Annotated in this window: 12 protein-coding genes and 1 pseudogene; 8 read left to right on the top strand and 5 right to left on the bottom strand. The window is 57.0% G+C overall.

Annotation, left to right across the window (positions count from 1 at the left end; all coding sequences use genetic code 11):
• Positions 1-559: 559 nt before the first annotated feature.
• Positions 560-1,012, bottom strand: coding sequence for a response regulator (locus tag IFT87_RS19840; RefSeq protein ID WP_031439427.1), 453 nt, complete (start codon positions 1,010-1,012; stop codon positions 560-562).
• Complete coding sequence (locus IFT87_RS19835) at positions 1,009-2,151, bottom strand: histidine kinase dimerization/phosphoacceptor domain -containing protein (protein WP_274602565.1); 1,143 nt, start codon at positions 2,149-2,151, stop codon at positions 1,009-1,011. Before IFT87_RS19835 ends, IFT87_RS19840 begins: the two co-directional genes overlap by 4 nt.
• Before the next feature lie 240 nt (positions 2,152-2,391).
• Here IFT87_RS19835 and IFT87_RS19830 point away from each other — a divergent pair, with 240 nt between their 5' ends.
• Positions 2,392-4,776, top strand: a complete 2,385-nt coding sequence (locus tag IFT87_RS19830) for a hybrid sensor histidine kinase/response regulator (RefSeq protein WP_192191716.1) — start codon at positions 2,392-2,394, stop codon at positions 4,774-4,776.
• A gap of 457 nt (positions 4,777-5,233) precedes the next feature.
• Entirely contained in the window at positions 5,234-5,980 is a 747-nt protein-coding gene (locus IFT87_RS19825) for a helix-turn-helix domain-containing protein (RefSeq protein ID WP_192191715.1), read from the top strand.
• Positions 5,981-6,118: 138 nt separating this feature from the next.
• Here IFT87_RS19825 and IFT87_RS19820 read toward each other — a convergent pair whose 3' ends face one another.
• Together IFT87_RS19820 and IFT87_RS21100 are read right to left on the bottom strand one after the other, a co-directional pair.
• On the bottom strand, positions 6,119-6,313 hold the full coding sequence (locus IFT87_RS19820; RefSeq protein WP_192191714.1) for a hypothetical protein: 195 nt from the start codon (positions 6,311-6,313) through the stop codon (positions 6,119-6,121).
• Positions 6,314-6,380: 67 nt separating this feature from the next.
• Positions 6,381-6,839, bottom strand: coding sequence for a hypothetical protein (locus IFT87_RS21100; RefSeq protein WP_426291598.1), 459 nt, complete (start codon positions 6,837-6,839; stop codon positions 6,381-6,383).
• Between the two features lie 80 nt (positions 6,840-6,919).
• On the opposite strand from IFT87_RS21100, the gene IFT87_RS21095 reads away from it, so the two are divergent.
• Complete coding sequence (locus tag IFT87_RS21095; protein WP_446740640.1) at positions 6,920-7,261, top strand: tyrosine-type recombinase/integrase; 342 nt, start codon at positions 6,920-6,922, stop codon at positions 7,259-7,261.
• An 85-nt stretch (positions 7,262-7,346) separates the two neighbouring features.
• On the opposite strand, the gene IFT87_RS19810 is transcribed toward IFT87_RS21095, so the two are convergent.
• Positions 7,347-7,838 carry a MucR family transcriptional regulator gene (locus IFT87_RS19810; RefSeq protein ID WP_192191713.1) on the bottom strand — a complete coding sequence of 164 codons (492 nt, stop codon included), beginning with the start codon at positions 7,836-7,838 and terminating at the stop codon, positions 7,347-7,349.
• 734 nt (positions 7,839-8,572) lie between these two features.
• On the opposite strand from IFT87_RS19810, the gene IFT87_RS19805 reads away from it, so the two are divergent.
• From IFT87_RS19805 to IFT87_RS20650, 5 genes and pseudogenes are all read left to right on the top strand, one after another.
• Positions 8,573-9,928: a S8 family peptidase gene (locus IFT87_RS19805; RefSeq protein WP_192191712.1), complete on the top strand. Its 1,356-nt coding sequence runs from the start codon at positions 8,573-8,575 to the stop codon at positions 9,926-9,928.
• A 111-nt stretch (positions 9,929-10,039) separates the two neighbouring features.
• Positions 10,040-10,492, top strand: a complete 453-nt coding sequence (locus tag IFT87_RS19800) for a hypothetical protein (protein WP_192191711.1) — start codon at positions 10,040-10,042, stop codon at positions 10,490-10,492.
• A gap of 484 nt (positions 10,493-10,976) precedes the next feature.
• Positions 10,977-13,127, top strand: a complete 2,151-nt coding sequence (locus IFT87_RS19795) for a putative bifunctional diguanylate cyclase/phosphodiesterase (protein WP_192191710.1) — start codon at positions 10,977-10,979, stop codon at positions 13,125-13,127.
• Positions 13,128-13,615: 488 nt separating this feature from the next.
• Positions 13,616-13,855, top strand: a pseudogene (locus IFT87_RS19790) (DUF2171 domain-containing protein); the annotation flags it as partial.
• Positions 13,838-14,404, top strand: a complete 567-nt coding sequence (locus IFT87_RS20650; RefSeq protein ID WP_274602566.1) for a PRC-barrel domain-containing protein — start codon at positions 13,838-13,840, stop codon at positions 14,402-14,404. The pseudogene IFT87_RS19790 and the gene IFT87_RS20650, both read left to right, overlap by 18 nt.
• The last annotated feature ends 1,579 nt before the right edge of the window (positions 14,405-15,983 follow it).

The following is a 15,983-nucleotide window of genomic DNA, read 5'->3' as shown; positions in this document are numbered from 1 at the left end:
CGGTCCCCACGCGAGTTCATCGCGCAAACCTGCGAGGCTCTGTCAGGCCTTTAGGGGGCAACAACAGATCCACTCCGCTTGGCAGCGCGCGGTGCCGAGGACACGATCGCCGGCATCCGTGCCCGGCTCATCGCGAAATCTTCAGCCAATAGATGATGTGTAGGTTGATAAGCCCCGGTTTCTCAATATGCAGCCAGAGAATTGGAGATGCAGGTGTCATATTTGCTTTCAGAAGCCGACACGCAAGCGGCCCAAACGCCTATTAGGCGGCGCAAAATACACGATAAACGCCAGTAGGGGTTGGCGACGGCGTTTTGCGACGGTCGGGAGGCTGCCGTCTGAAATCACCAGTTTGTCGCACAACGATATTTACGACCGGGTTTTTCACACATCTGATCGCCAAATGACGATAACGGGGGAGGAAGGCAGCCCGTCCGTTATTGGAAGTGCATGTGGCGTTAGCGGATGCCGCCTGTTGGTGGGGCCGTTACTAAGGTTCGTATTTCTCAGATAGTGGTATGGTGGCGATGTGCCATCCTAGTCGGCGTCGATAAGGCTTCTACGCTACCGTCCTCGCCCACCGGCCTTCGAGGCTGGGTGATGGAATGAGGCTCGCTGGCCGCGGCATGCTAGGCGGTGGTGCAAACACACCGTTCGCCAAGTAGTTGATGGCATTAACGACACCTGCATGGGAGAAAGGTTTGGCAATCACTCCATGCGCACCGGAGAAATCCGCCGGTATCTTCGAGACGTTGGCCGTGACGAAAACGATCAGCGCGTCCGGCCAGTGCGTCCGTATGTAACGACACACGTCCAGGCCGCTCGAGCCATGCGCTAGATGAATATCAACAAACGCGAGCTGCGGATTGAGATCGTCGGGTAGCGCCTCAACGTCATGGAGGCTGGCCGCCTCAGCCAGAACGCGATGTCCACTATCCTCGACCATCGCCTCCATATCCATTGCGAGGAGCATTTCGTCCTCAACAATCAAAACTTGCATTGTATTGGTCATGATCGCGCTTCGGTCTGAGGAAACGTGATCGTCACGCATGTTCCAGGCATATTGTTGCGCCAAGTAGCCTCCGCGCGAGCTTGGCGCGCAAGACGAGTAATCAGCGACGTGCCAATGCTCTTGCTGCGGGCGGCTGAAGGCATGCCCGGGCCGTCATCGCATATTTGGATGGTCCCATAGTCGTTACCTCCTTCGACAACGAGACTGAGGTGACCCGAGCGGCCATCTGTGAAGGCGTGCTTGACGGCATTCGTTAGAATCTCGTTGAGGATCAGCCCGAGCGCGGATGCATTGGCTGCATCCACGAACAGAGGCTGAGCCTTAACGTCCAACGTGATGTCGCTACGACCGCTTGACCCGACCACATCCGATACCAGGCTTTGCGCGAAGCTACCTATATCGAACCGTGCGATGTCGGAGGATTGGTAGAGCTGGCGATGGACCACCGCGAGGGCATCGACACGTTCGAGCATGGAATCCAGCTTCGATGCCACGGAAGGATCGTCGATAGTGCGAACCTGAAGGCGCAACAGCGATCCGATCATCGTAAGGTTGTTTTTAACCCGATGATCGACCTCATGAAGAAGGATGGTCTTGGCATCCAGCGCGGCGCGCAGATCGGCGGTACGACGCTCGACCTCGCGTTCGACCAGCAGCTTCTGATCATTGATAATATTTTGAGCCTCGACACGATCGCTAACGTCAAGCTGTGATGCGAAGAAAAAGCGGACGATCCCCTCGTTATCCCTGACTGGCGACAGATACAGCGCGTTCCAGAACGTCGTTCCGTCCTTGCGATAATTCAGCAGATCGACGTCAACGGCTTGCCCGACCCTGATGGCTTCGCGGACTTTATCGATTGTCGCAGGGTCGGTTTCGGGGCCTTTTAGAAAGCGGCAGTTTCGTCCGAGGATCTCGTCACGGGAATAACCCGTCAACTCCTGAAACGCGACGTTGCAAAACACGATCGGGTTATCATCGCGGGCCGGGTCGGTGATGACCATCGGCATCCGTGTAGCGCGAACGGCTGCCGCAAAGGGGTCGCCTCGGCCATGCTCGTAATCCAGTACGTCAGTTAGATGCCAGTCGTCACGTTGTTTCAAAGCTACCTCCAGCGAAGGCCGGAAGGCTCCACGCATGCGTGAACGTCGTTTACAGGAATATCGTTCCGTTAGAGCCAGATCGCAGGCGACATTTCTTGTCGCGATCGTTGATTGTGGCATGGCGATTGTGCATTCTCGACATTGGATTCTCGCCGGGAACGGGCTAGTTTTCGATGCGGCGGATCGTTTTCGCCTGTCGCACGGCAATGCCCGTAGCGCGCTGATAAGATAACGGAAGGTATGCCCCTTGCCGTTGTGCAAGGAACTCCAGGCTCAATGTCGAAACAGTCCGAGGCAGACCAGACGATGCCCTTAAGCGGTTCCGGCCATGCCAGCGAGCACGAAGCGGAAACCCGGTTTCGGAATATGGCCGACCATGCCCCGGTCATGATGTGGGTTACAGAGCCAGATGGCTACTGCAGCTATCTCAATAAGCGTTGGTATGAGTTTACGGGGCAAACCGAGGAAGAAGCGCTCGGTCTGGGCTGGACGGCAGCGACTCATCCGGATGACCAGAAGCTAGCCGAGGACACTTTCCTTGCTGCGGTCGCCGTTCAAGGTCCGTTTCGCGTCGAGTATCGGCTGCGCCGTGCCGATGGCGTGTATCGGTGGGCAATTGACGCTGCCGCGCCGCGCTTCGCCGATGACGGAAGCTTTCTTGGTCATGTCGGCTCAGTCATCGACATCGACGAGCGTCGAGAGGCAGAAGACAAGCTGGCACTCAACGAAGAGCGACTTCGTCTCGCACTTGAGGTTGCGGAGATCGGGCAGTGGCATGTCGATACCGACACCGGAATTATGTTCTGGCCACCGCGAGTGAAAGCGATGTTCGGTATTTCGCCCGATGTTCCGGTGACGCTGGCAGACTATTCCAACGGCGTGCATCCGGATGATCGGGAAAAGACCCTTGCAGCTTACGAAGCAGCCTCCGACCCCCGGAATCGTCCTCTTTACGATGTCGAATATCGAACGATCGGCAGGGAAGACGGCGTCGTTAGGTGGGTGGCCGCAAAAGGCCGTGGTTTGTTCGATGCCGAGGGCACATGTTATCGCATGATCGGCACGGCTGTCGACATCACGTCGCGCAAGGCTGACGAGTTGCGGCTTCGCGAGCTAAACGAGTCTCTTGAAGCGCAGGTGGCCGAACGCACGGCCGATCGTAACCGTATGTGGCTGCTTTCGACGGACCTGATGTTGGTCACTCGGTTTGACGCGACGGTCACAGCCGTGAATCCTGCGTGGACGACCCTTCTTGGCTGGGCCGAAAGTGAATTGGTCGAGAGGCGCTTTATCGATCTCGTCCACCCGGAAGATGTAGCAACCACGCTGCAGGAAGTGGAAAAGCTGTCCGAAGGGCGGACCACCATGCGGTTTGAAAACCGATATCGACGTAAGGACGGCACTTATCACTGGCTGTCATGGACCGCCGTGCCCGGTGAAGGTTTAATCCATGCCGTCGCCCGCGACATATCAGGCGAGAAGGAGCAGGCCGAAGCACTGAAGCTGGCTGAGGATGCCCTGCGCCAAGCACAGAAGATGGAAGCGATCGGGCAACTTACTGGTGGGGTTGCTCACGACTTCAACAACCTCCTCACCGTGATACGGGGGTCGGTCGATCTGCTGCGGCGTCCGAACCTTACGGCCGAACGGCGCGACCGATATATCGCCGCAATCGGCGATACTGCTGATCGGGCCGCGAAGCTGACGGGTCAGTTGCTGGCCTTTGCGCGCCGCCAGGCGCTGATGCCGGAGCTGTTTGACGTAGGTCAGAGTATTCTGGACGTGGCCACGATGGTACGGACTCTAGCGGGGGGGCGTATTGAATTAGAATTGAAATCCCCAAAAGAGCCGTTGCTGGTCAAGGCTGACCGAAGCCAGTTCGACACCGCGATCGTTAATCTCGCGATTAACGCGCGTGACGCCATGAATGGCGAGGGAGTGCTTACAATCGCTTTAGGCGCCGTTTCAGGTTTGCCTGCACGTCGAGCGCATGAGGCGGTTGCTGGCGACTTCGTCGCTGTGGCGGTGACGGATGAAGGAACCGGTATTGCTCAAGAGAATCTCAACCGTATCTTTGAACCCTTCTTCACGACCAAGGGGGCCGGGCACGGCACGGGACTTGGTCTGAGCCAGGTCATCGGTTTTGCCAAGCAGTCCGGCGGCGATATCAGGGTGGAGAGTGAGTTTGGAAAGGGAAGTACCTTCACACTCTATCTTCCACGGATGCTGACAGACGCCGGAAGACAGGACGAGCCGTTGGCTGAGGAGAGCATAGACGGACGCGGCATCTGCGTACTCATCGTCGAAGACAATGCTGACGTCGGAGACTTTGCGACCAGCGCGTTGCAGGACTTGGGCTATGCCAGCGTCCTCGCCCGGGACGCAGAAAAGGCCCTCGCTGAATTGGAAAAGGACGCTGAAAAGTTTGATGTCTTATTCACTGATGTAGTCATGCCCGGAGTAAGCGGCGTTGAATTGGCAGAGCGCGTTCGACGTCACTACCCGGATCTACCGATAATTCTTACGAGCGGCTACAGCCATGTTCTTGCAGAAAACGGTGCGCATGGGTTCGAGCTTTTGCATAAGCCCTACTCCCTGGAGCAGCTTTCCCACATTTTACATAAGGCTATTCGCCGGGGAGCGACAAACTTACAAACGTGATCGATTAGTATACAAGACACCTTTTTGTCTATGTGCTGATATACGACGACATTGTTTCAGGGCGTGACGCCCCGCCTTAAATTGTATTGGTTGGGGGCCGACACGGAACGGCGGGCAACATGGTCAAGCGAACGCCCACCGCTGCAAGCCCGCTTTCCCAAAAACCGTTCCCAAAACGTTTTCCGAAATGGCGCCGGTACATAGAACGGACCCAGATATACGCCAGCGCCGTCAGCCCATTGCAAGCGTCCGAAATCACCTGTTTGTCGTACAGTCGCGATTACGACCGGGTTTTCCATACATACGGCTGCTGAACGGTTACAATTTGAGGAAAGCGAACTGTCTGCGATCGGAACTTGGACGGCGATGACAACCATGCTTGACTTCAAATTTATGCCTTAGGCTTTTTTCATCGTACGGTACAGATCGTCGGACTCACATCGCCGCCAGGGGGGGAATGAATTCTAATAAATTTCTGACGGGGCGTGGCCGAGAGCGTTTGACTCTCGAAGAGCAAACCTTGCTTGAGGACAGTAGTAGCAACGTCCAGGTGGTTAAGACCCGGAAAACACTGGTTAGGCAGGGGGAGCCCGTTTGTTCGAGCATGCTGGTGGTCGAAGGTTTTGTCTGCCGCTCCGCAGACGATCACCGAGGGCGGCGGCAGATGGTTAGCCTGCATATACCAGGCGATTTTGTTGACCTTGATGGATTCAACCTCAGAAGCCTCGATCACAACGTAGTAGCGATTGGATCAGCCAAAGTTACTGCTTACAGTCATTATGTGTTAGCAGACTTGAGCGAGCGTTGTCCACGTTTAGCTGAGTCATTCTGGCTGAGTAGCTTGTTGGACGCGGCAATTCACCGTGCGTGGATCTTTCGTCTTGGTCGTCTTGAAGCCGAGGCGCGCGCTGCGCACCTCTTTTGCGAGCTTCATGCGCGACTAGAGATGGTTGGCCTTGCTCAGGATGTCTCGTTTGCGCTTCCGCTGACACAATCTGATTTAGGCGCAGCCTTGAGTCTCACCGTCGTTCACACAAACCGTGTACTGCGTTCTCTGCGTGAACGAGGCCTTATAAAGTTCCGGAACCGGCAAGTGGAAATTCACGATAGGAAGGCTCTGGCGAGCCTAGGCGAATTTGACCCTGCTTATTTATATGCGTCGGACCGGATTACGCCAAGCGGGCGACCGCTGGATGCTGAATGACCGGCCGCTTTCAGATAATTGTATTTCGCGCCTGAGCGTCGGAGTTGGAGCGAATGCAGACTGGCCGCATCGGATTGTTGCCGATCGGCAGCGCGAACGTCGCGACCTGGTGAAAAAGTCGCCGTCCCGATACCCAAGCTAGAGTATGCCGACTGCACCATCGGCCCAGATCGCCAACGCCGCCAATATGACTCCACAAACGAGAGTTATCTGTAAGACCGCCTGGTCAATGAACCGAACAATCAACTCAATCGCACAGCCGACAACGGCGAAAATGGCGGCAGCCGCAATGAAATCGGCACCTGTCCAACGCACTTCGTCGGTGAAAAACATCGCAATAGCCGGTAGGAGGAGTAAGACTCCAAGGAGAGCCCACAGGGCCAGACGCCAGCGTCCGAGATCAGTTGCTCGAGAACTCGTCGATACGGTCACAGGCACCCTCCATCGACGCTAACTTCACATGTGCCTTGAATGTCTGCAAGTGGGCAGCTGCGGAATGGCTCCTTTCCAAATGCCACAGTTCAAACTGAATGCACCTATCAATCCAGAGTAAATGCCCCTCTGGAAAAGCCATGCCACCCCGTGCCCGTTCTCTCCTTGGCCATGATGGCCACGGAGAGAAAGCTATGGGTACGTCACAGTTCGATCCAATCGCAGGCGAACGCCGCCCTTGAAACGGCAGGCGCAAGGGGGGTGCCAAGCGCGCGCTCAAGCCGCGACAGGTCTGAGCCATTCGCTTCTTCTCGACCAGCACCAGTGACTGCGGGATCGAGCGTTGTTCGACTTGGCGATCGACAGCAGGCTGCGTGGTTGTGATGTAGTGAAGATGACGATCGGCGATATCGTCCTTGGTGGCCATGTCCGAACCCGTGCGATCGTCGTCCAGGCGAAAACAGGTAGGCCGGTGCAGTTCGAGTTGATGGCGGACGCCGAGCAAGCTTGCTGGCATGGCTGGAGAGGCGAGGTGGTTCGCTTGCCGACTATGTCTTTCCTAGCCGAACCGATCATGCCCGCCCGCTCAGTACCCGCCAGTACGCCCGGCTGGTAGCCGAATGGGGGAACGGCATAGGGCTGCGCCGCGAAGAGTGTGGGACGCACTCGCTTCGGCGGACCAAGGCTTCCATAATCTACAAGGCGTCGGGCAATCTTCGCGCGGTGCAGATCTGCTCGGCCACGCCAAGATTGAGAATACCGTCCGCTACCTTGGCGTCGATGTCGAAGGTGGTTGACCTTGTCAGAGGGCGTCGAGGTGTGACCTACACCGGCTTCTCGCCACTGTGAGAAGCCGGACCGGACGGACGAGCGGCAGAAGCAGCCCTTCCCCTGCCGCCCAAAGGCTGGCCCCCGATGGGAAGCCAGCTTTTACTTACTCCGCAGTTTCAACTTTTGGCTTTTTGGACTTTGCCGGAGCCTTCGATGCCGTGCCATCGCCGCTGCGGCTGCTACCCAAGCCAATCCGATGAGCCATCGCACGACGCGCTTCCGAATAGGTCGTTGCAACCATCGGATAATCAGCCTTCAGATTGTAACGCTCGCGGTACTCTTCTGGCGTCATTCCATGCTTGCTGAGATGCCGGCGGAGTGTCTTGTATGGCTTGCCATCGATCATGCTGATGATGAAGTCGGGGTTGGCCACCGACTTACGCGCCGACACCGCAGGGGTATATTGCTCGGTATCAGTGACAGGGGCGTTCGCCTCGTTGGCGCCGCCGATTAGAGATTGAACGCTGGAGTGCATCTGGGCGAGAAACGCTGGAACGTCATCTGCTGATGTTCGTGTGTTTGGGTTCGACAACCATGCGATCGTCAGCTCGATTGCAAGCTCGACAGCGTCTAGCTTAATAGTTTCGTCAGACATCATTCACTCCACGTATGTTGCCGTCATTTAGGATCTCCTTTTTAAAAAACAACCGCGGCCATATGCGACTGCATTAATCAACCAGATCCCCAATTTAATAAATAGAGACGCGAGCGCTACCAAGTATGTAAGTGATTGCACCATTCTAGCCGTGGGGCACGCAGGGTAAGAATGACACATTACTGGGGACGTCTGCGCCAATATGCGCACTTCCGTGCGAGCATAGGCCAAACGACCTACAAAGTCGGCTCAGCGCAGTTTAGGTGCCGAAGAGTCGTCGCCTCACCCACCGTGCGACCCCTGCTGCCTTTGCAAGTTGCTCTGTTCTTCTCGGAATAGCCTCGAGCGCTCGCCCAACCGAACGACATGAATGCGATAGCGGACGCTCGACGATCCTGGCACAACCCCGACGTCGCTTCGTCAGGCTCATCAACGCTCCGAGTGGAATGAAAGCGATTAACGCTATTGAACGCTTGCGCAATCGTGGCCCGGCCGTGCGCTCGATGAGATTAAATGCGGGGGCGTACAGATGTCAAAACTGGCATTAATGAGATGGAAAGCGACCGATCCATTAGCCTTGGCCGCTATGACATGCTCCAACTTAACGATATCAAAAATGGGGAGATTCGAGGTGGAAGGGACCTTGCTCTCCTAAAGATCTCGTTTAGCCTCGTCGAGGCGCCTGAAGAGCGGGACACAGGTATTTCGTGCTCCGGCGTACGGGAGGACAAGAGATGAAGAGCGTGCTCAAAATCGCGTTTGCAACGTCGCTAGTGACGTTTCCTTTAGCAGCCTCTGCAGAGACCTTTGTGGTGCTGGGGACCCCGGGAGCGAACCTGGATGCCGCCGTCACTGCTGCAGGCGGCCGGATCAAGAAGCGGCTCGCGAGCATCGACGTCGTCGTGGCCGAAGGCGGATCTGGCTTCCGTGCTGCCGTTGGAGGCAAAGCAGGTGTCGCAGCTGTTGCCGCTGATCGAAAGATCAAGTGGATACCGAAGGGCGAGCGAGCGGTGTTCCGCGACGCCGACGTCGTAAATCCGCCCAATAATCCGGCCGGCATCGATCCGCGGTTTAACCTGCAATGGGGCCACACCGCCATCAAGGCCGTGGACGCGTGGAAGATGGGCTACGAGGGGCACGGCGCTCGCGTCGCAGTGCTCGACGGCGGCTTTCAGCTAAACCATCCGGACATCGCCGGTAGGTACGACCCGAGTTGCACTGCCGATATGACCGGCGAGGGCATTGCCTACGGCCCGAACTCGGATGACGACACGGGGATCTTCGCGCATGGCATGCACACGGCCGGTACGATCGGCGCCGCGCGCAATGGCGTCGGTACGATCGGCGTCGCGCCGAAGGCGACGCTTTGCCTGGTGAAGGTCCTCTTTAACAGCGGTAGCGGTTCGTTCGAGGACGTCGCGGCGGGGATCATCTATGCTGCCGACCGCAGCGTCGACGTCATCAGCATGAGCCTCGGCGGATCGCTTCAGAAGTCCGAGGAAGGGGCATCGACCCTCCGACAGCTGATCGATCGTGCGGTAAGTTACGCCTATAAGAAGGGGGCCTTGGTAATTGTATCGGCGGGCAACGATGGCCAGAGCGCTGACAGCCCGAAAACCACAGGTACGCCGGCTAATCTGATCCATTTGCCGTCTGACTCGCCGCAGGCGATCTCGATTTCTGCGACTGCACCGCATGGCTGGGGCAAGAACCAGAACGTCTTCCTGGACAACCCGGCCAGCTACACCAATTATGGTCGCTCAGTGATTAATCTTGCCGGTCCCGGCGGCGATTACACGCCGTCCGTTACAGGTGATTGCACGGTCGCCGGTGTAACCAGGCCATGTTACATCTTCGACTTCGTCTTCAGCACCGGCGCTGCCAATTCGTACTACTGGAGCATCGGTACGAGCATGGCGACCCCACACGTCTCGGGGGTCGCTGCGCTCATCGTCAGCAAATACGGCAAAATGCATCCTGCTAAGCTACGCGCTTATCTCAACGCGGGAGCGGATGACCTGGGAGTATCTGCGCATGACCCGTATTACGGTAACGGCAGAGTGAACGCTGCGCGGTCTTTGTCGAAGTAAGAGCGATGTCTGAGGCGTACGTTTGTCCGCCTCAGACATTGACCGTTAAACGTTCTGGAACTGCAGGGGCGAATGATGACGGCTGCTCGGGCGCATGGCAGGCGCGGAACAATGGTAAAGGCGATGGTGATAACCGTTGCTTTACTGATCGCTGGCCTTGTCGCGTACTGTGTGCGCAAACCGGCTTCGAAAGACGCTGATAAAGTCCAAATTGTATCGACAGGTGCGCCAACCGTTACCCCGGTGCAGGTGGAAGCGTCACCGCAACCACAATCAAGTGGAGAGATCAAAGCGAACCGCACGCCGTTCACCCAGCGGTTCAATCTCAAGCCTCATTATAGCCGCGGGCAGCTCGACGGCTATTTGCTCGATCCAGCTGATCCAAGCGTTCTCCGAGGCTCAGCATTGCAAGTCGGTGACGTGATTACAATCATCGATGGCATGAGACTTGACGAAGCGAAGTTCGCCCGGCTCGACATGGACACGAAAAATCTCGATGACGTTTTCGTAGCATATGAGCGTAACGGTGCTCTATTCGAGGACATCTTGTCGTTGCAAAACTAGAATGGGAATCTTACCTGCGACCACGGCTTCGGGGTCAGGCCAAGACTTGCTGGATCGCCTCTCACGATGATTTATTGAGGCCATAACCGATAATATACCTTCAGTGCGACCCGGGAAGCATCCGTTCGCCAAGTTGATCTCGATGCCACCGCAGATGGCACCTGTCTGAGGCCGCGCACGCCTGCTTCTGTTTTAACTACGCGTCTGGTCGAGGCCGCCCTTACTTTTAACACAATCGGGCGAAGCGGCCCGGTCGCTTGAGTGCCGACCGCCCCCACGCCTCTATCGGAAAACGGTATGTTTACGATAAACTCGAATGGTTGGCCTACTAGAATCTGTGTTCCCATAAGGTACAGGGGCCGGCTGGCGCTAACCAAACATAAAGCGTTGCTGTGCATATGCTAATCAAGCAATTTATGATGGCGTTTTCGACGGATTAGGCGAGGATGGACAGGCTAAGAGCTACCTGGATGCAGCGGCAAGCATGAAGCACGATGTTGCCTGGAAGCCGCACGGCACCTCTTGGTCTTTGCTAGATGCTCTTGCCGCCGTACGGCAGGAAGCTGATCACTACCGCACCAGCGTTGAGATGGCACGGCACATCAGCTGGAGCGCAGACGCGAGCGGCGCCATCCGCACTGTTAGCGCACAATGGGCGGAGGTCACCGGCATCGATGTCAACAAGGCATTAGATAACGGTTGGCTTGACGCAATCTACCCAGACGACGTGGAGCGAACCCTGTGCGCATGGCGCTTGGCGCTTGAAACGGCATCGTTGATAGACGTTGACTATCGCCTGCAGACATCCAGCGGCTATCGCTGGTTCCGCTCCTGTGCGTCACCACACTTTAATCACGACGGGGAGGTGCTTGCCTGGTTCGGAACGTTGGAGGACATCAACGATCGAAAGCGGGCTCAGAGTGCCTTGCTTGCGAGCGAAGAGCGTTTCCGTTTAGCCGCAGAGGCCGCGGGCGTCGGGATCTGGGACTATGACGCGCTGCTCGGCCGTCGCCTCTGGTCCGATGTGTTCCGCGCAATGCTCGGCCTGGCTGCAGATGTGCCGGCAGAGCCTGCCACCGCACTGGCGTTGGTCGTTCCCGAGGATCGGCCGATATTGCAAAAGGTTGTCGACTCAATCAGCTACGGCGACACCCACCCTCGCTTCGAGTTGACGGTCCGCATCCATCGCGCCAACGATGGTGCACTGCGCTGGATGCAGACGAGTGGCTGGCGGGTTAAAGCGGCAAACGGGCGCATAGAACGCATCCTGGTTACCGTACGAGATGTTACCGAGCAGCTTACGGCAGAGCAGCGCGTCCGCTGGGCGGCTGAACACGACCATCTGACCAAGCTCATCAACCGCGCCGCCTTCAACCAATTGCTTCAGGACGCGATCGAACGAGCGGATCGGTCGGAAGCAGCGGGGCTCACGCTCGCATTGTTCGACGTCGACCATCTTAAAGAAATCAACGACACGTTCGGGCATGACGCTGGAGACATGCTACTATGCGCCGTCGCCGACCGACTAGTTACAGCCTTGGGCGACGACGTGGTCGTGGCGCGCCTGGGCGGGGATGAGTTTGCAGCGATTGTAGAAGCTTCGCCGAATGGACTGGCTGAGGATCGCATTCAATTCGCACTTCACACGCTGCGCCAGCCGGTTTTGGCCGACTCGATCACGCTTGAGTGCCAAGCAACGGCGGGTATCGCCTCCTACCCACAGGATGGGCAGAGCGCGCGTGACCTGCTTAAGACGGCTGACCTCGCGCTTTACGCCGGTAAGGCGAGCGCGCGAGGCGAACTCTCGCGCTTCCGCCCAGAGATGCGTGCAAGCATGCAGCGCCGTACATCAATGCTTTCCGTAGCCCGCATGATCGCGCGCGATGATCGCGTGGTGCCCTTCTATCAGCCGAAGGTCAGGCTTAGTGACGGTGCTCTGTCGGGTTTCGAGGCGCTGCTACGTTGGCGGCACGAAACACTGGGCATTCAAGGACCGGAAACGATCGCGGCGGCATTTGACGACCTCACGGCGGCCACGTCCCTCGGTGAGAGGATGCTGCAACGGATCTGCGCTGACCTTACGCGCTGGCGCGACGACGGCCTAACGCTGACGCGCGTGGCACTGAACCTGTCGCCAGCCGAATTCCGTCGCGAGGATCTATTCGACCGCATCATGGGTCAGCTCCATAGCCACAGCCTACCCGCGAAGCTGCTAGAGCTTGAGGTGACTAAAACCGTGTTCCTCGGCCGCGGCGCAGAAAGCGTCGGAAACACATTGGCCTCCTTCCATAATGCCGGGGTCACCGTCGCACTCGACGATTTCGGCACAGGCTACGCCTCACTCAAGCACCTGCGAGAATACCCCGTCGACGTCATTAAGATTGACCGCAGCTTCGTCGCAGGCCTTCTGACAGAGCCTGGCGACGCGGCCATTGTAAACGCGGTGCTGGGACTGGCAAACCAGCTTGGCATTGAAGTCGTCGCCGAAGGCGTGGAAACCGCGCAGCAGGCGGCCTATTTGCGCACGCGAAACTGTAGCCACGCGCAAGGCTACCTGTTCGGCAGGCCCATGCCCGCAAATGAAGCGAGGGAACTTCTCGCTGCAGGCTTTTCCGCGTGCACTACTGATCAATAGAGAAGCGGATCGCGAGCGCTGCCGTTCGGAATCGGATGCAAGCAAAGATCCTTTCCTAGTGTAATGAGATGCCCCCGCCTCAACACCTGAACGAACAGATTCTTACTGCTGACCGCCGCCCGAGATCGGAATGGCGACTTTCTACCAATTTGGCGGTGCGGCCCTTAGACCGGCCACCTGAACGAGCGTCAGTTTACCCCACCTGCCACCCAAAAGCGGACAGGCCGCCTTCCTGAAGAGTTCTAGACCGACGCCGAAAGCGCAATCCCCTTGGCCCAACGTAAGTGTCTCGGTGCACGTAGAAAGCCGGATGCTGCGGGGGTTACAATCGGCGCCGGCGGGGACCTTCGAACTGTCATCCCCTTTTATGCGACTGCAACAGTTTAACTCGGTTCGATGGGGTCCGGCTTTGCGCGCCGATTTGCACTCATATGCATCGATCCCGAGTTCGAGTCGTTGAACGGCTTCAATCATATCGGGAATCTAGCATGGCTGACCTTGGCGGCATCAAGAAGCATATGGAAGTCATTGGAGCGGACGGCGTCCACGTCGGTACCGTCGACAAGGTCGAGGGTGACCGCATCAAGCTCACCAAGCGCGACAGCGGACAGGGCAGCCATCAGGGTCACCATCATTATCTGTCTGCCGGGCTGGTCGCCGCGGTTGAGGGCGACAAGGTGCGTCTGTCTACAACCGGCGCGAACGCCTCACTGTTTGAAGAGGAGAAAGATAGGTCGAGCGGTGCTGGCGTCGGCACTAGCAGTGGTCACCCGCGCAGCGCGTTCGAAGGGCGCGACCAACAAAATGGTTCTGGACCGGGCTGGCGCACGATCGGGCTGGGAGCAGCGGCATTCGGCGTTGCTGCCGGGGCGGCGTTCCTGACACGGAGCAAGGCCAACACCCGCGATGAGTTCGAGTTCCGGCTTCAAACCGACGAGAGCGTCCGTCTGATTTCCTCGGCAAAGGTCGAGGGCACGCCTGTGGTCGGCCGTAACGGCGAGCATCTCGGCAAGATCGATAGCTTTATGGTCGATAAATACTCAGGCCGGGTCGCCTACGCGGTGATGTCGTTTGGAGGCACGATGGGCTTCGGCGAGGCGCTGTTCCCGTTGCCATGGAGCTACCTGAACTACGACGCCGCCAAGGACGGCTACGTCCTGAACATCTCCAAGCAGCAGCTGGCGACAGCTCCCAAGTTCAAGCCGAGCGAGGTGCCGGAATTCACCGCCAGCTACCGGCAAGGCGTGGCGCGCTTCTACGGCCGAGCTTTGATCTAGGATCGCCTTCGGGAGGGTCGGAGCGCCGATCCTCCCCTGCCGTACAAACGACGCTGAGCCGGGAACTGGAGATAGATCGTCTCATGTGACACCCGCATCGTTCCATCGTTTCCGTGCTCTGTTTCAACCATTCCGATATTTGTTGAGGAGACCATTGATCCTGCAGCTTGGCTGCGACCATCGACTGCAGATGCGGACTAACCGAGAGCAAGCAAGGTTTCGGCAGGCTACGGTGATTTTTTGGAGACGATAAGCCACGTGGTCGATTTAGAGGTGTTCTCCAAGCGTTGCACTTGCAGACTGATCGGAGTCCTGGGTTGGCATCGCGCTCGCGACATTAATCGTGTCACACGAGCGGGCGGGATGCTTTACTAATAATCAACTCTCAAGCGTTTAGCCAGTGACTGAGGCTCTGGCCTTCAGTACAGCGTACCCATTTAGCGCCTCGCCATGTTTCTCTACACGGACATGCGAGGCGCTTTCCGTTTGATCGAATTGGCTCAATGCGGCCATTAACACCTTCTTTACCATATGATTGTACCAAGGATCGCCTTAGCAAAATATTTGTCGAGCGCTCGCGCATTGATGATGACTATCAATGAGGTGCATCATGCATGCCTCCCACCGATCGAACTTCCCTGTGGCACACTCTGCGGCCTACACTATGGTTAGTCAGTACGGGGTGGATGCTGCGTTCGTCGCTCAGCGCGAAGTCGATGCCAAGATCGAGCGTGGGGACCTCGATGGGGCACTTGAAATTGATCAAGTACGCCGTGAGCTTCTAGATCTTATCATAAACATAGAACCTCCCGCGCATTACTGATCCTCCAAAGCGCTGACGAAATGCTTATCCACTGTAGCAAATCTCAGGTTTGCAGACACTGACGCGCAGTTGATCGCAAACTGGCCTCACCGAGGAGCCAGCAAGGCCGAAACTTTAACCGGCGGTTTATATCGTAGGACAGTCCCGCGAAGCGTCGCTTCTAGCGTAAGAATGAGGGTGGCCTGCCACTATGCTCATCACGACCCTCTTATGCGGACGGCTACGGGATCGTTGATACATCACCACTCGAGCAGAGGATCAAAAACCCTGCGCCCCGCGATTAACGCGCCTTTCACCGTATCCAATTACAATTATGAAATAGAGTTCCTGCATAAGTCCCCTTGTCGAAAGACAAACACTTTTAACTCGGGGTGTCACATGCGCTACTGGCATATCACTAAGCCCATCAAGGCTTAATATCTTTTAACAGTCTGAGTAGCTATCCCGGTTCTTACCACCGCATTTCGCAGGGGATAGTGCAATGCGTCAATGGAACAGCGGCAAGCCTCACAGAGGCTGGTGACTAAATACGCGATGTCCGAATAACGCAAAGCTCGATAACGGTTAAGCTCGAAAATGCCCGGCTTCCCAGCCGGGCATTTTTTTGCCATCAAGACCTGGTCATATCCTTGACCGGCATCTCAAAGGTGAAGGCCCGTGGAACAAGCCCAAGCACCTTTACAGCCTTTTGCATTGCTTCGTTATGTGTCGATATCGTGAAGTGGATTTCGGTAAACCACCCGTTTAGGTGAACCT

Source organism: Sphingomonas sp. CFBP 8765 (assembly GCF_014841445.1).
Taxonomy (GTDB): Bacteria; Pseudomonadota; Alphaproteobacteria; order Sphingomonadales; family Sphingomonadaceae; genus Sphingomonas; species Sphingomonas aerolata.
Note: the sequence above shows the minus strand (reverse complement) of the source record. Positions and strands in the feature narration are given on the sequence as shown.

Excerpts from the sequence above, each read along its gene's own strand:
- IFT87_RS19830 (WP_192191716.1), top strand. The coding sequence starts at position 2,392 with ATGTCGAAACAGTCCGAGGCAGACCAGACGATGCCCTTAAGCGGTTCC.
- IFT87_RS19795 (WP_192191710.1), top strand. The coding sequence starts at position 10,977 with ATGAAGCACGATGTTGCCTGGAAGCCGCACGGCACCTCTTGGTCTTTG.
- IFT87_RS19835 (WP_274602565.1), bottom strand. The coding sequence starts at position 2,151 with ATGCGTGGAGCCTTCCGGCCTTCGCTGGAGGTAGCTTTGAAACAACGT.
- IFT87_RS19800 (WP_192191711.1), top strand. The coding sequence starts at position 10,040 with ATGGTAAAGGCGATGGTGATAACCGTTGCTTTACTGATCGCTGGCCTT.
- IFT87_RS21100 (WP_426291598.1), bottom strand. The coding sequence starts at position 6,839 with ATGGCCACCAAGGACGATATCGCCGATCGTCATCTTCACTACATCACA.
- IFT87_RS19805 (WP_192191712.1), top strand. The coding sequence starts at position 8,573 with ATGAAGAGCGTGCTCAAAATCGCGTTTGCAACGTCGCTAGTGACGTTT.
- IFT87_RS19840 (WP_031439427.1), bottom strand. The coding sequence starts at position 1,012 with ATGACCAATACAATGCAAGTTTTGATTGTTGAGGACGAAATGCTCCTC.
- IFT87_RS19820 (WP_192191714.1), bottom strand. The coding sequence starts at position 6,313 with ATGTTTTTCACCGACGAAGTGCGTTGGACAGGTGCCGATTTCATTGCG.
- IFT87_RS19810 (WP_192191713.1), bottom strand. The coding sequence starts at position 7,838 with ATGTCTGACGAAACTATTAAGCTAGACGCTGTCGAGCTTGCAATCGAG.
- IFT87_RS19825 (WP_192191715.1), top strand. The coding sequence starts at position 5,234 with ATGAATTCTAATAAATTTCTGACGGGGCGTGGCCGAGAGCGTTTGACT.